The organism is Amycolatopsis sp. w19 (assembly GCF_051373225.1).
In the GTDB taxonomy this organism is placed as follows: domain Bacteria; phylum Actinomycetota; class Actinomycetes; order Mycobacteriales; family Pseudonocardiaceae; genus Amycolatopsis; species Amycolatopsis japonica.
This window is the reverse complement of sequence record NZ_JBPQFM010000006.1, coordinates 87136-102539: the sequence shown is the minus strand read 5'-3', so window position 1 is coordinate 102539 and position 15404 is coordinate 87136. Positions and strand designations below refer to the sequence as shown.

Annotated in this window: 9 protein-coding genes and 1 pseudogene; 8 read left to right on the top strand and 2 right to left on the bottom strand. The window is 65.6% G+C overall.

Annotated features, from left to right (window positions below; all coding sequences use genetic code 11):
* Nucleotides 1–2 precede the first annotated feature (2 nt).
* Nucleotides 3–3908, top strand: coding sequence for a hypothetical protein (locus ACSMFO_RS15280; RefSeq protein ID WP_436459086.1), 3906 nt, complete (start codon nucleotides 3–5; stop codon nucleotides 3906–3908).
* Nucleotides 3909–4400: 492 nt separating this feature from the next.
* On the top strand, nucleotides 4401–5648 hold the full coding sequence (locus tag ACSMFO_RS15275) for a tyrosine-type recombinase/integrase (protein ID WP_436459085.1): 1248 nt from the start codon (nucleotides 4401–4403) through the stop codon (nucleotides 5646–5648).
* 437 nt (nucleotides 5649–6085) lie between these two features.
* On the opposite strand, the gene ACSMFO_RS15270 is transcribed toward ACSMFO_RS15275, so the two are convergent.
* Both ACSMFO_RS15270 and ACSMFO_RS15265 read right to left on the bottom strand, forming a co-directional pair.
* Entirely contained in the window at nucleotides 6086–6454 is a 369-nt protein-coding gene (locus ACSMFO_RS15270) for a DUF6907 domain-containing protein (protein ID WP_436459084.1), read from the bottom strand.
* Complete coding sequence (locus tag ACSMFO_RS15265) at nucleotides 6451–6690, bottom strand: hypothetical protein (RefSeq protein ID WP_436459083.1); 240 nt, start codon at nucleotides 6688–6690, stop codon at nucleotides 6451–6453. Before ACSMFO_RS15265 ends, ACSMFO_RS15270 begins: the two co-directional genes overlap by 4 nt.
* Nucleotides 6691–6940: 250 nt before the next feature.
* Between ACSMFO_RS15265 and ACSMFO_RS15260 the strand changes: the two are divergent.
* The 6 genes and pseudogenes from ACSMFO_RS15260 to ACSMFO_RS15235 all read left to right on the top strand — a co-directional run.
* Nucleotides 6941–7351: pseudogene (locus ACSMFO_RS15260) on the top strand (helix-turn-helix domain-containing protein); the annotation flags it as partial.
* A gap of 115 nt (nucleotides 7352–7466) precedes the next feature.
* The gene (locus ACSMFO_RS15255) at nucleotides 7467–7670 is read left to right on the top strand and encodes a hypothetical protein (protein WP_436459282.1); all 204 of its coding nucleotides are present in this window, start codon (nucleotides 7467–7469) and stop codon (nucleotides 7668–7670) included.
* A gap of 85 nt (nucleotides 7671–7755) precedes the next feature.
* Complete coding sequence (locus tag ACSMFO_RS15250) at nucleotides 7756–9273, top strand: hypothetical protein (RefSeq protein WP_436459082.1); 1518 nt, start codon at nucleotides 7756–7758, stop codon at nucleotides 9271–9273.
* Nucleotides 9270–10007, top strand: a complete 738-nt coding sequence (locus ACSMFO_RS15245; RefSeq protein ID WP_436459081.1) for a hypothetical protein — start codon at nucleotides 9270–9272, stop codon at nucleotides 10005–10007. The genes ACSMFO_RS15250 and ACSMFO_RS15245 overlap by 4 nt, the downstream gene beginning before the upstream one ends.
* The gene (locus ACSMFO_RS15240) at nucleotides 10008–14363 is read left to right on the top strand and encodes a hypothetical protein (RefSeq protein ID WP_436459080.1); all 4356 of its coding nucleotides are present in this window, start codon (nucleotides 10008–10010) and stop codon (nucleotides 14361–14363) included.
* The gene (locus tag ACSMFO_RS15235; RefSeq protein ID WP_436459079.1) at nucleotides 14353–15402 is read left to right on the top strand and encodes a Wadjet anti-phage system protein JetD domain-containing protein; all 1050 of its coding nucleotides are present in this window, start codon (nucleotides 14353–14355) and stop codon (nucleotides 15400–15402) included. The genes ACSMFO_RS15240 and ACSMFO_RS15235 overlap by 11 nt, the downstream gene beginning before the upstream one ends.
* The last annotated feature ends 2 nt before the right edge of the window (nucleotides 15403–15404 follow it).

Below are 15404 nucleotides of genomic sequence, written 5' to 3'. Positions count from 1 at the left end.
CAGTGTTCTCCCGAGATCGACAGGACCGCGGTCCGACCCCGTCGGAGCTGGCGCGGCGTGTCGACGTCAGCCAAAGCGAAGGCGTGCAGGTTGGCGATCACAACACGCAAAACAACACCTACGTGGTTATTCACCCCGAGGGTAACGGTGTCGTCCCGCCAGCACGGGACGATGAGGCGATCAGTGATACCGTGGACAGGAACTACCGGCGGAACCGGATCACGCGGCCGCCGGTCATGGCTGCTCATCCTGGAGCGTCACTTCTGGCCGACCGGTTGACTGCAGATGATGGCCGTCCAGTTGTTGTGATGCACGGTCGTGCCGGTTCAGGCAAGAGCACGGTCGCGGCCGAGGCTGTGAAACAGCTGACCGAGGCCGGCTGGACGGCCGCGGTAGTGCGCATGGACGCGGTCGACAGGGTATGCCGAAACGCCGCGGCACTAGGGAAGGCAGCAGACCTGCGGTCATCCCCTGTGGACGTCCTGGCTACGGCAGCCGGCGGTGGACCGACCGTACTCGTCATTGATCAGCTCGATGCGGTGAGTACGTACAGCGGCCGGATCCCCGACAGCTACCACGCCGTCGCCGAGGCGGTCGAACAGGCGAGTAGGCACGGCCGAATGAAGGTCGTCCTCGTCGTGCGTACAGCTGATCTTTTGGATGATCCGAGAATGAGGTTTCTGCTACTCGACGAGGACAAGGTCGAGCAGCTCGAGGTCGGGGACCTTGATGCCACCGCGGTACGTGCTGCTCTCGCTGAGTTTAGCGTCGACGCGACCTCACTAGCGGCGGATACGTTCGACTTATTGCGAGTCCCTCTGCACCTGGCGGTTTTCTTCCGGCTGGAAGCCAAGTCTCGTGAGCTGCCGTACCGGACACTTCCGGACCTGTATCGACAGTTCACAGGCCAGCTCCGTTCGCTGGTCGAAGGCGACCTTGGGGCGGCTGGCTGGCACGGGGCGATCGCACCTCTCGTGACCTACATGAGCGAACACGAGACCCTGCATGCACCAGCTGCGCTCCTCGATCGGCTTCCGCAACGTGCACGGCCAGCACTGGCTTCGGCGGGGATCCTCCGCGATGACGGCGACACCGTCCAGTTCTTTCATGAGACCTACTTCGACTTCTTGTTCGCACAAGAATTCGTCGCCCAGGGACAAGATCTGCACGACTTCGTGGTGAACTCGGGTCAGCAACTGTTCCGGCGCGCCCAGCTGCGCCAGGTCCTCGAACACCTCATCGGGGTCAATCGACGGCGGTTCCGGACAGACGCGGTCCGGCTCTTGACCAGCGACGCGATTCGTTCGAACCTTCTCGACGTCGTGATCGGGGTCCTCAGTTCCCTGCCGGCCGCGGCAGACGACTGGCTGGCGATCGAACCGTTCGCATTCAGTGGCTCACGTCGTAGTGGGCGGCTCCTCGCGCTGCTGATGGAGCCCGCTTGGTTCGATGCTGCCGACTCGGCCGGTCGTTGGGAGCCGCTGCTCGCGGAGACTGCGACGGCTACACCCACGGCCAACGTGCTGATCAGGGCGGCCAGGGAGCGCGGGAAACGCGTCGCTGAACTGGTCAAGCCGTTCATCGGCAGCTCTGACGAGTGGACGCTTCGACTGCGGTCCATGGTCGAGTGGTTTCTGTCGCCAAGCCTGGTCGACCTGACCGTTGAGCTGCTCCGCCGCGGCTTGTTGGACGGAGCTCGAGGGCCGATCGCGGTCAACAGCAACTTCTGGTCGATCATTGCCGGCCTGCATGACGAAGACCCCGCAGGAGCGGCGCGGGTTGTCGGTGCGTACTTAAACCGCGCCAGAGAACGAGCACAGGCCGACGACGTCGCCAACCCGTTCCCGGACTACATCGACCAGGCAGGAGGTGCCGGTGGCGACAAGACGATCGTCGAGATCGCCACAGCAGCGCCTCAACAGTACCTGGAGCACGTGCTCCCCTTCGTACTTACTGTATTGGACGACACTGCCACGGACGCCGATGGCGAGCGAAAGGCCGGCAGTCCTTGGGCGTACAGGTTCTACCGATCTCATCAAGTCACCGCCGCAGTCTTAGACGGCGTCGATATCGCCCTACGCGCGACTGCACATGACCTTTGGAGCAGCTCGAGCTCCATTATCCCCACTTTGCGCAGCAGTGATCACGAGGTCGCGCGGTTTCTCGCGTGCCGTGCCTACGCAGTCATCGCCGAGCAAGCAGCAGACGAGGCGATCGACTGGCTGCGATCGGACGACCGAAACCTGAAACTGGGCTGGCAGGGCAGCAACGTCTGGGCATCACGGCTACTCATCGAGGCGGCCACACCGCACTGCGGCGATGCCCAACTCGAGGCTCTAGGCACGAAGCTCCTTGCCTACTACCCCGCCTGGGAGAAGAAACCCGGTAGAAATGGAGCCTGGGGGTGCACCCAGTACGTGCTGATGTCGGCGTTGTCTGAGAGCCGGCTGTCACCTGCTGTCAGACGCAGGCTAGGTGAACTCGAGCGCAAGTTCACTCGCGCCGTTATCCGGCCTCCCGAGCCTGTTGAAGCTCACTTCGTTGGCCCGCCGGTGCCCGAAAAGGCAGGCGAACACATGACCAACGAAGACTGGTTGCGAGCTATCGCCAAGTACAGTTCGAGGGAGGAACTCGCTCGTCGGAACTTTGCGGTCGGAGGCTCGCGAGAACTCGCACAACTGCTCGGTCGCCGTGCCACGATCGAACCGCAACGCTTCACCGAACTCGCCTTGACCTTTGACGAACAGATGCCGACATCCAACATCATCGAAGTCGTCAACGCAGTCGCTGGCAAGATCACCACCGCAGAGCTGACTGAACTGTGCGAACACGCAAGGCATATCGTAGGAGAAGCGGCTGGCCAAGCCGTGTGCCGCGCAATTGCGAACTCCGCTGAGGAAGCTACGGACGCACTGATCGACCTGGTCGAGCACTACGCTCGAGCAGCTGATCCTGCGGTGGAACGCGCGGGAGGACGACCCGATGACGACTTCGAGCTGGCAACGGAAGGGATGAACTCGACGCGTGGAGTTGCCGCTGCGACGATCGGTCAGATTCTCGCCGCCGAGGCGACGTACGGACCTCGGCTGCTCCCAGTTGTGGCGGAACTCGCGCAGGATCCAATCCTGTCTGTACGCGCAGAGGCCGCTCGTCCTAGTTTGGCGCTATTCGCAAGCCACTTGGAGCAGGCCCTCGATATCGCTGACGCCCTGTTCTCCACAAGTGCGATCGAGATACACTATTCAAACCCCGCTAACGAGCTGCTGCTGCAGGCCATCTTCGATGCAGGTCCGCGTTTCGCACGGCACCTCAATCATGCGCTCGAAACAGACAGCCCCATCGCGGTGAGGGCTGGCCACATCTGGGCCAACGCCTTATTGAACGACCGGCTACCGGAGGCATGCCCCTCCGACGTCACCGACTTGCCGATCCTGGCGCGGCAGGGAGCCGCGCAAACCATGGCCACTGCACCGCACCTTGCTGCCACCGAGCTCGTCAGGCTATTTGACGACGGCGACCCAGATGTCCGCAAAGCCGCCTCTGTGGCGATCCGAGTCCTCCACGAACCAGCCTCTGCCTCGATCAGTGAACGCGTCGTGGTGGCGTATGCGACCAGCCGAGCCTTCCCAGACAACTTCGGTGACCTCTTCCACGCGCTCGAGCAAAGCCTGAGGCTTCTGCCCTCCACCACGATCATCGCTTGCGAGCGCGCCGTCGAACACGCTGGTGTCGAACTCGGTGATCTAAGCAGGGCTACCGCGGCTATCAGCTGTGACATTGTCACCGTCGTTCTCCGGCTCTATCGACAAGGCGACGCGGCGATGCGCGATAGATGTCTCAACGTCGTGGACAAGCTGGCCGATGTCGGGGCATACGGGCTGCCAGAGGCGCTCCAACACGAGCGCTGACAGGCGGGCGCGCGGCCTGGGCAGCGCCTCTGGTTGTCTACCTGTTCAGAGGACGTTGCTGAGGCATTTCTTGTGATCCCATTTTCGCCACCGCCGGCCAGTGCTCCAGCGTCACCTAGTGACCCTGCCGGGTAACCGTGGACTCGTTGATGGCAGGGATCCGCTGTAGAGCGGCGAGGCCGCGCTTGCGCCGTCTCCGATTGGGCTCCGTTGCCGAAGTAGAGCCCGACACGGCCCGATACAGCCTGGCACTTGGATGGAACGCAAGACCTGCGCTGACCTGCACAGATGGCCGAAACTCGACCCTTTGCGTCACTGGCTGACCTTGCGGTGGAGGGGACTTGTAATCCGAAGGAATCTGCAGCTCATCGACGTGGCGTTGCGTTCCTTGCCTTCATCGCGTTTGCACGGGTAGTAGCCGAGTTGCGAACTGTCAAACGGTGGCGCATACCGGGTCTGTCCATTTTCGACGTTGGCGTCCGGGAGGTTGGTATGGCTTGGACAGAGAAGATCGGCCCGCGCTCGTGGCGTGTCCGTTATCCCACGGCTGACGGCAGGATCGGGTCGCGTTCTGGTTTCGGTACCAAGAAGTTGGCTGATGACTATGCCAATCAGATTGAGGCCGATCAACGGCGTGGTATCTGGTTGGATCCGCAGGCGGCGAAGACCAGCGTGTCCGCCTGGGTGGCCTTGTGGACCGAGACTCTCGACGTGGAGGTCCGCACCGAGGAGAACTATCGCAGCCGGATCCGTAACCAGATCGAGCCGCGGTGGGGGAGTACCGCGGTCGGCGATATCACCGCCCTGGCGGTGACGTTGTGGATCAAGGAGTTGCGGCGCCGTTACGCCCGGTCGACGGTGGCTGGCATTGTCACGGTGTTCTCGATGATGCTTGACGACGCTGTCGACGAGCGGCTCATCGCCGTCAATCCCGTGCGCAGGAGAGCGCGACGTGGTCGGCGCCGTGAGCGGTCGCCTGTTCCCGCGGAACGGATCTGGGCCACGCCCGAGCAAGTCGTCCGGATCTCCGACAACGCTGAGCTACTCGGCGGCCACTGTTACGGGCTGTTGGTGGTGACCGCGGGCTGGACCGGGGCACGCTGGGGCGAACTGACCGGGCTGCGCCGCGTCAACACGCACCTCGACGACGGCTGCATCGTCATCGATCCGGACACCGGCTGCTTGCATGAGGGCAACCACCGGCTCTGGCTCGGGCCGCCCAAGACGCCCGCGTCGGCACGCACCATCACGCTGCCACCGTTCCTGATCGATCAGTTGCGGGATCACCTGGACGGTCACGATGATGACTTCGTGTTCGCCAGTCCGCGTCGCTGCTGGTTGCGCCGCAGTGACTTCGATCGAAGAGTCTTCCGCCCCGCGGTGGACGGAAACCTTCAACGTCCCGACGCTGCTGTGCCGATCGAACCGGTTCGGCCGGGGCTGACGTTCCACGGACTCCGGCACAGCCACAAGACATGGATGATCGCCGACGGTATCCCCGAGATCGCCCAAGCCCGACGGCTCGGGCACCGGCTCGACAACCGCATCGTGGAGACCTATAGCCATGTCGCCCCTGAAGTCGAGCGACGCTTACTCCGCTGTCTCGAGCGGCGCTGGCGCAAAGCCCGCACGGCTGGTGGCCGACCGAATGCGTCACAGTCGGCTGGATCTGCACGAAAGCTGGTTGACCCCCACCGCGCCGCGGTGGGGGAAGAAAGGGTGAGAGCCTGCGGCAGCTGAGGGTTTTCCTGCCTTGCTTCGCCAAGAGCCCCAAGTGCCCTCGGCCTGACGCCTGTTGCTGATCATCAAGCAGCCAGAGCAACAAGATCGATCCTTCAGAAATCCTCCAGCAGAGGTTCCTGAATCGACCCGCAGCGGATCTTCAAGTGATCACCGAAGATCGACGGTCGAACAAGAAAACCCTCCCTTACCTGCGGAAAATCCGCTGATTTGGGAGGGTTTCGTACTGTGGAGCTAAAGGGACTCGAACCCCTGACCCCTCACTACCAGCCCTCGACGCGCCCACCACGCTTCAACAGCGTCGCCGGCTGGAGCAGCTCGGCCCCTGGAAATCCTGACGCGTTCCGAAAGCTGCCGAGGGGAAATCCGGGGTGGGCGAACCCGTCGAATCGATTTCTCTTACGTCAAGCTCGGTGCTCTTCCGGGCCATTTCCGTTTCAGGCGAGTGTCGCGCGACCTTCTTCGACAAGTCGCAGCAGGTCGCGCGCGACCTTTTCCGCTTCAGTCAAGGTGAAGGCGAATCCCTTGCCGTGCACGGTGCTCTCCGGAGCCAACGTCACTCGTGGACCGAGTTCACGGAAGCCCTGGGTCATCGTCACCAGGAGCCGGAGCGGAACCTCGAATGTTTCCTCGCCGATGCGTTCGAACTCCGCGTCGGCGAGCACCGGTTCGAACGCCAGAGACTCGACCGACCAGTGCACGCGGTCGACCGGATGGGCTTCGTCGTGCCTGCCACCGCACCAAGGCGGACAAGGTACTGTCTCGGGCGCGCCGATCCACGTCATCTTCTCGTCGGTGTCGGTCATGCAGCACCTCCGTCGATCAGGTCAGCGGCCGCGTTGAGTTGAGCGGCCAGCGCCCTAGCGGCGTCCGCGCTGAACCAGCCCTCGCCTCCGTCCGCGTCGCCGTCGGACAGCAGGTGGATCGACACCGACTGCAGTCCGTCTTCCTCACGGGCCCAAGCGCACGCGCTGACAGTCGGTACCGGGTCTCCGGCCAGCAACCCGTGCATGCCGTCGATGTACGGGGCATCCCCGCCCACGCAGTTATGTGCGGCGGGTTTGTCCCCGGGGCTGCTGCACCATGGCGCGTGTTCGAACAGCGCATCGGCCTCGTGACACGCGGATCGGTACTCCGTCTCGAGAATCGCGAGTTGTTCAGGCCTGACCTTCGCGGACTCTGGCGCGGCACGCAGCGCGCGTAACGCGGCACCGAACCCACTTGCCCGTTGGGAAGCGCTCGATCGCGTGGCCCTCGTCTCCTCGGGGCGGGTACTCGTTGCGATTGCGGCCATGCGGGGTTCCTTCTCTCGTCGTCCTTGTTCGGCATCGCGTGCTGATGGATTCGAGAGTCGCCAGCCTGTTTCAGATTGTTACGCGGTTTCTATTGATCGGTCATCACCGGATAGGTGTATTCGATCGGCCGAACGGAGCACAACGCGAGTAGCCGACCAGCGGGTCACCGTGGTGACGACAGAGTTTTCAGAAAGGGTGATCCGCGTCGAAAGGCCTCGACTTGTGAGCACCGGGCTGGCCACGCTGCTGGAGCGCAGGCGAGAAGACGCGCGGATGACCCGGGAGAAGCTGGCCGAGCTGGCCGTAGTCGATGTGCAGATCATTCATGACTTGGAGTCCGGCGAGAGCGCGGAACCGCGCGAGCCTGCGGTGCGCCGGGTCCTCTTCGCGCTCAGACTGGAACCCGAGGAACGTGAGACAGCGGTGGACACGGCGTTGCCTCACCGGGAGACGAAGCCAGCACCGGGCGTCCAGGGTGAGTCGCAGGTCGAGCTGGTGGCGTGGTTCGACCTTCCGTGCTTTCATGGCGTTGCTGGGGTTCGGTTCGCTGGTGGTCTTCGCGGTGGTCGCGACCGAGTCCAGCAAGGCGCATTCGCCGATTCAGGCAGGTGTCGCCCTCGGTGTCGGCGCTGTGTCCGTCGTGACGATCTTCGTGAGCGGACGGGCGGCAGGTCCTTTGTTCGAACGTTCGAACCCGGACCAGGCCAAGAACGAAACCTCGCCGTGAAGAAAACAGCCGCGATGGGCGGCCAGGATGTAATGCCCGGTGCGAGCCGGACGACTCCAGGATGGAGGTGGCGGGAGGCGAATGGATGACGGGATCGGCCGGCGATCGGGCCGGGGGTGATCTGCACGGCCGATGGAAGGCCTTGCAGCTGCTTCAACCGGTTTTCGAGCTGGTGAACCGCGGTGCCCCTCGCGCGGGATTTGACCATCGTCGCTACGACCTGCCGCAGCTCGCACTCCGCTTGATCGATTTCGTCGTCCTGAACCAGGCGAGTATGGAGGGCTCGGTCAGCCCGGCCGCGATCGTCGATCACGTGACGCTCGCCGCACGCCGGATGAGCCCGGACGACGAGGCACGGCCGTGGACGAAGGTGGCCAAGCTGGTGCTGATGACACTGCTCAACGACGGACGCCCGCACGAGGTTCTGTGGCGTGAACCGGTCGTCAACGGTGAGGAGTGGAGTGAGGCCATCCCTTTCCGGTTCCAGCTCTTGACGGTCACCGAGGAGATCGAGGGAATCGCGGTCAAGGCGACCGACCAAGCCATTCTCATTTTTCTGCAGGCGCTCAACACCGATTTGGCCGATCAGGCGCTCGCCCTGAAGATCATGGTCGAGATCCAGATGTCGGCCAAGGAGTTCGACAAGGCGCTCGCGACAGCCAGGCAGGCGACCCGAACCGCGCAGGCGTTGTCGGCGAGCCTGCGCGAGAAGCTCGACGACACCCGCCGCGACATCCGGAGTGTCGACTGGGCCGGTGCGATGCCCACCTGGTTGGCGGAGGTGCTCGGCCAGGTCGGTCAGCAGCTGGACAAGGACCGGCAGCTCCGGGACCTCGCCCGGCGGGCGGGTGAGGATCCGGCCGCGGCCGGGGTCTGCCGCCTCATCGAGGAGACCGTGGGGCGAGGACAGGACGTGTGGGTCCGCTTGGAGTTGTTTCTCCAGCAGGCCATCCCGGTCTTTCTCGCCGCGCAGGAAGTCCAGCGGTTCCAGCCGCATGGCCTCGCCGCCGCGATCGATCTCGGCGCGCAGGTCCTGACCCCCGCCTTGTTCGCCGACGATCCCGAGTTCGAGGCGCTTGTGGAGGTGCTGATCGCGGGGACGTCACCGCCGCACGTGCTGCCGCAGTGGGGTCTCGACGATCTGCTTCGCCAGCTGCTCCGGGAGCCGACCGTGCGGGAGATGCGCTCACCGGACGTCGACGATCCGGGCGAGCTGCGCGATACGGCCCAGGACTCGATTCCGGACGACATCGCCGTGTGCGCCACCGAGATCCTTCTCGCCGCCGCGCACAGCCCGGCACGGTTGTCCGGAATCCTCGCCGCCGGGCGAGAGGCAGGCGATCGGGTCGAAGAACCGGTCCGGCTGCTCGACATTTTGTGGGGAGCGGCCTTGTACGTCTTCGTGAACAGCACGGAAGCCGTTTCCGATGAGCAACCGGCGCGACCGGACCTGGCCGCCGCCATCGCGGCCTTGGTTGCGGTCGAAGACGGCACTCCGCTGGAGGATCCGAGATTTTCCGGTCCGGATCTGCTCCTGGCTTCTCCCCTCGCGTTCGATCGCATCGATGCCGCGAGTACCGCCGACTTGATGGGAGCGGAATGAACCTGACCGATGTCGGCGAGGCCGCTTCGCTGCTGCGGTTCGCTCTCGTGCCGAAACAACGCCCGACTCCGGACAGTCCGTACCGTGCCTTGCTGGACCGGTATCGCACGGACGCGGAGTTCGCCGAGGTCGTGACGCGGATCGCCGGTGGACTGGGGATTCGAGTTCATCTGCCGACGCAGCTCGGCCTTTTGCTCACCGGTGCTTCCGACGGTCCCTTCGCCGTGACTCTGGACAACAGCGGATTGCTGCGGCGAACCGGGCCGAAGCAACTGCAGGACAGATATTGTTTCGGGCTGGTCCTGGTCGGGTTGGCCGCCTACGCCTATCCGAACGGCGAGGCATTGCTCGACTCGGGGAGCCCGAGCGTGCGTTCCGCCGAATTGCTGCGGTTCCTCAGCCGGCACGCGAGGGCCGCGGCGGACGAGGTCGACGAGTCCGGTCAAGTCCAGAGCCGCCAACTGGGCGAGGCGGCCAAGTTGTGGTGCGACCTGCCCGAGGTCCCGGTGAACGACAGCGGCCGGAGCCGAGATAACCGGCGCTACTACGTCCACGCATTGCTGCAGCACCTCGTGGCGAACGGCCGGGCCCGGAGAGAAGCCGCACTCGACGATGAACGGGGCGAGGCCTATCAGCTGAACGACCGCTTCCGGATCGGGCTCGCCGAAGTGACCGAAAACGCCGTGTTCGCGGTGCTCGCCGGCGCACGCCGAGCGGAAGAGGAGCGTGACTAGGTGTACCGACTTCGCCGGTTCTACCTCGATTCGATCGGTGTGCCGGACAACCGGTTCTCGGATCTGCTGGTCGATCTGACCGATGCTGACGGCGGTCCCGCCGACACCATTGTGTGGCTGCGCAACGGTGCGGGGAAAACCACCATGCTGTCGTTGCTGCTGGCGGTGATCCTGCCCGACCGCCGTGACTTCCTCGCCACCAGGACGAAGAAACGCACTCTGGAGGACCTGGTCCAGAGCCGCGACACCGCGCATGTCGTCGCCGAGTGGGCGGATCCCGAGGGGCGGCTTCTGCTGACCGGGGCGATCTACGAATGGGACGGGCGGGTGAGGCCACGTGACTACAACGGTCCGGGAAAGGACGGCCTGAAACGTACGTGGTGGTGCGTGAACCCGGAACCGGCGATCGAGGGGTCGTCGCTCGACGAACTGCCGTTCACCTTCCGCACCGGTGGACGCTACGACCGCGAGGCGTTTCGTAAGCATCTCAGCGGACTAGCCGCCGATGGGGTGAACGTCGTGGTGGCCGGCTCGACGATTTCCGAGTGGCACCAGGCGCTCCGGGAGCGGCGCTTCGATCCCGAGCTGTTCCGGTATTTCACCGAGGTCAACGCGACTGAAGGGGGTATCGACGCGTTGTTCGACGGGATCGATTCACCGGGAGCGTTCGTCCGGTATCTGCTCCGGTTCGTCAGCGACCGCAACCGGACGGCGCCGGTGCGTGATCTGCTGTCGGAAACGGCCGTGGAGATCGCCAAGCGTCCCGGCTACGAGGCCGAACGTGACTTCTGCGCCGAGGCTCGGCCCAAAGTGGTCCTCTTGGGTGAGGCCCACAAGAAGGTCGTCGCCGCGACAGCCGCGCGGGACGAAGTGCGCAGGCGGGTCGCCGGCTTCAAGAAGGCGTTGCTGGACGCCGCTGACACCGCGGCGGGGCTGGAACACCTTGAGCGAGGACGCCAAGCGGTCCTCGATGAGCGCTTCCGTGAGAAACGCTCCGAAGCGGACATGGCACGCAGGCAGCGAGACGAGTACCTGAGGCTCGCCGCGGTGTTCAGGCTGGGGACCGCGCGAGCCGGTGTTCGCGAGGCCACCGAGTTGGCCGGGAAGCTCGCTCTCGACGCGGCCGCGTGGCAAGCCGTCGAGGACAAGGCCGCTCTGGACGACGCGAGCGCGACTCTGCTGGTTCGCAGACAGGCCCTGGCCGCGGCGGCCGAGGACGCGCGCCCCTTGCTCGAGATTTTCGAAGCGGCCCAGGCGGAATGGGCGGGAGCTCTCGAGCACGCCGTCGAGAGAGCCCGGCGCCAGCTCACCGAACTCAACGGGGCGGTGCGGACCACACAGGAGGAGAAGGCGGTCGCCGGGCGTGCGAGCAGAACCGCCCATGACCGATATGTCGACTTGGGTCGAGAATATCGCGAACTCACCGAGCGGATCGGCCGCCACCAGGCGGCCATCGCCTCAGCCGTCGAAGACGGGGCCCTCGAACCGAACGAACGGCTGGAGACCGCGGTCGATCGGCTCCGACGGCGGCAGAGCGAATGCGAACGGGCTTGTGAACGGTTGGCGGGGGAGCGGCTGGCGCTCGACAACGCCCTGTCCGTCGCGGCGTCCGGTTACGACGAACTGAAGCGTGCCAGGGAGAACGCCGGCAAACTGTTCGATGCGCTTCGTACCCGGCTCACCGGACTTGAGACACGCTCGGCGGAACTGGGCGACGATCCCACGCTCCGGCAGCTCCTCCAAACGGACTCGGTCGATCTAACCGAGTCGGCGGCCGACGCTATCGCCCTCCTCGCCGAATCGGTGGCGAGTACGGATGCCGAGATCTTGGACGTGCGCACCGCGGTGGCGCAGGACGAGCACGCGGTTCACGGCTTGAACGTGCAGAGGCTGCTGCCTCCTCGTCCCGCCGTCACGACCGTCCTTTCGAAACTCGACCAGGCGGGGATCACGGCCTTCTCCGGATGGCGCTACCTCGCGGAGCACGTCACCGCGGCGGATCAACCGGCGAAGATCGCCGAGATTCCCGAGGTGGTCGACGGAGTCGTCGTCTACGGTGATCCGGCCGCGGCCGCCGCGTCGATCGAAGCAGAAGTGGACGACGTCGTCGTCATCGCTTCCGTGAAAGCATTTCAGACCTCTCGGGCGCCGTACGTCGTCCTCGGCCCGGCCAGAGCACGGTACGACGTGGATGCCGCGGCTACCGAACTCGGCCGTCGCGCGGCACGGCTGGAGAACGGTCGTGGCCGGCTTCGGGACCTCGACCGGAAGCGTGGCGACGAAGCCACCAAGATCGCCGGGATCCAGGCACTTGTCCGGGAGTTTCCCGAGGACGGAGTCGCCGGTCTCCGGCGGGAGGTGCGGACGGCGGAGTCCGCGCTCCGAAACGCGGAGGCAGAAGCGAGCGCGGCCGAGGAGCACCTGGGAGACCTGACAGCACAACGAGCCGACGTGATCGATGAGCTCACCGCGCAGCGAGTCCGTCTCCCCGAGCTCAAGGCCGCCTTGCGCAGGATCGAAGAGCTTACGAAAGAGGAGCGGACGTTCGTCAATCCCGCGAGCGCGAGGCTGGAAGCCATTCCGAGCCTGCAGGAGGTCGAGCGGGAGGCGGAGGCGACGGCGGACGAGGCATTCACGGTTGCCGAGGAACGGATCGAGCACCTGCGCGGTGAGATCCGCGGCCTCGAAGGGAGCCGGCGCGGGTGGGCCGCGACCCGGGCGACGTTGTCCGCACAGGCGTCCTCGACGACGAAGAGTGTGGAGGCTGCCGAAGCCGCTGCACTCGAAGTCGACGAATTGGTACGGCGGCGATTCCCGGAAGCGGAACTCCGGCGAGCGGAAGCGGAGGCCGAGCGGGCGGTCCGCGCTGTCGCCGAACGCTGGGAACGGCACGTCGTCGCGGTCCGGTCTCGCGCGTCTGAAATTGCGGAGTCGGGCTTGGCCGGTGAGCGGGAGCTTCGCCGAGAGGCACTGGACCGGGTTCGGGCCGAACAGAGTGTGACCGAACGGAAGCTCGGCTCTGCCGAAACCGAAGAACGCGAAGCAAGCGCTGAACTCCGAAACGCGACACCGCGCGGCAGGGCTCGCCATACCGAGCAGGTCGGCGAGCCAGAGGACCGCGAAGACTCGCTACGGCGAGCGGCCGAGGTGAACGAACAGGCCACCGTCCTTCAGATGGCCGCCGGCCAGTTGGAGAGAGAACGTGACGACGCTGGACGTGCCGCAGACGAAGCGGCGCGCTCGGTCGGGATGCTTCGCGACCAGGCCAACCTTTTCCGCGACGTCGACCCCGCCGAGGTGGCCGCGGGGCTCGTGCCGGACGACGATGCCGGGATCCGCGCCAAGGTCAACGGGCTGGTGGCCGAATTCGACACGAGGGAAAGCGAATACTCCGGGTTCGTCACGAACCGGTCCCAGCAGGCCGAGCGGCTTCGGGACTGGGCGGCGGACGACCGGTTCGCCGCGGTGGCGGAAGACGAAAACGGTCAGGCGGTGCGGCGTCTCCGGGAGCTGTTCCGCGGTGAAGGGCTCTACGACCGGGTAGCCGACCGCGCCACCGAACTCGCCGACGACCTGGAGACCCGTCAGCAGGCCATCACGAGGCAGCTCGCGCAGGTCGAGGAGCACAAGCAGAACGTGGTGTCCCGGCTGGGCGACCTCGTGGAAGACGCGCTGCGATTGCTCGGCCGGGCGTCGGCACTGTCGGAACTTCCGGAGGGTATCGGGCCCTGGGCCGGATACCGCTTCCTTTCCGTCGACGCCAAGCAGAACCCGACGCGTGAGCAGGTCTCGCTGCGCGTCGGCGAGCTGGTGGACCGGATGGTGTCCGCGAGCAAGGTCAAGATCGAGCTGGATCCAACCGAACTGCTCTGGCGAGCGACCGAGGCTTCGGTCAGCGCGGGCTTCCGCGCGTCGGTGCTCAAACCGGCCCCGGAGCAGCCGACCGGGCGTACCCCCGTCGAAGACATGCGGAAATGGTCCGGTGGGGAGAACCTCACCGCCTCCCTGGTGCTGTTCTGCGTCCTGGCCAGGCTGCGCACCGAACAGCGGACCGGCCACCGCACGGGTTCGGCGGGCGGCCTGGTGCCCCTGGACAACCCGCTCGGGAAAGCCAACTACCTGCCGTTCCTCGACCTGCAGCGGCGGGTCGCCAAGGCGAACGGCGTCCAGCTGGTGTTCCTGACCGGCATCGGCGACCTCGGCGCGGTCACCGCGTTCCCGCGGATCGCCGCGATGCACAAACGGCCGTCGGTGACCCGGCCCGGACGCGCTTACGTGTCGAACGACCTGGACAACTCGTCCACCGGCGGAGGCCAGCTGGTCGATGTCGTCTCGTCGGTGCGTCATGAGCCCTGAGGAACCTCAACTGGCCGAGGCGATCGCGGCGGTGATCCGCGAGCACGGTCCTCGCCGGGTACCACTGGAGACGGTTCTCGCCGCCGCGGCGACCGTGGATCGCACGGCCGCGGTCTCCGTGGGATGGCGCCGACGGGTGCTCTCCGCGATCACATCGCTCGTCGGCGACGGCGTGATCACCGCTCCACGCACGAGGTTCGACCGCAGCGCCGATCCGCCTTTGCCAGCCTATGTGACCAGATGTGAGGTCCGGCCGTGGCGGGGCGAGACGCGGGAGGCGATCATCTGGCACGCCGATCTCGAATGGGTGGCGATCGGCGACGAGTTCGGAGAGTGGAGCGCCTCGGAACGCGCGTTCCTCGCGCTCGTGAACGCCTGGCTGCCCCTCCGCCGTCGCATGATCGTCCCGCTCCGGGAGCGGTCGCTGGACATCACCGGCGACGACAAAGAGCTGGAGTCCCGGCTGTTCGGCCCGCTGTTCAGTCCAGGGCGGCTGACACTGGACCTCCTGCGCTGTGAACCCTGCTGGCCGCCGGTGGAGCGCCGTGTCTTCGGCGAAGGTCCGTGTCTGGTGATCGAGAATTACACGACATACGTCTCCTTGGCGCGTCGGGCGGAGCGGCTGGGCTTCACAGGGCAGATCGTCTGGGGCGGTGGGAATCAGGTCCGGACGAGGTTGAGGGCACTGGCCGCCGGTGGGGAAAGACCGGTCGCGTGCTGGTACTTCGGTGACATCGACGCAGGCGGGTTCCGTGTCGCGAGGTCGGCTTGGGAGTGCGCCGCCGAGCTGGGCTTCGAGGACTTGCGACCGGCTCGCGGCCTGTACCGCCTGGCGCTCGGCCAGGGCGAGAGGCGGCGGACCCGTACTCCGCCCCGGATGAGCGAGACGACCGTCGAGTGGGTTCGCTCGTGGCTGGGGGCGGAACTCGGCGCGTCCTGCCTGATCATCGCTCGCTCAGGCAAGCGGGTCGTCCAGGAGAACGTGGGAGCGGAGCTCCTGGCCACGACGACGCTCGAGGACTGGTTCGACGGCGAGTGACC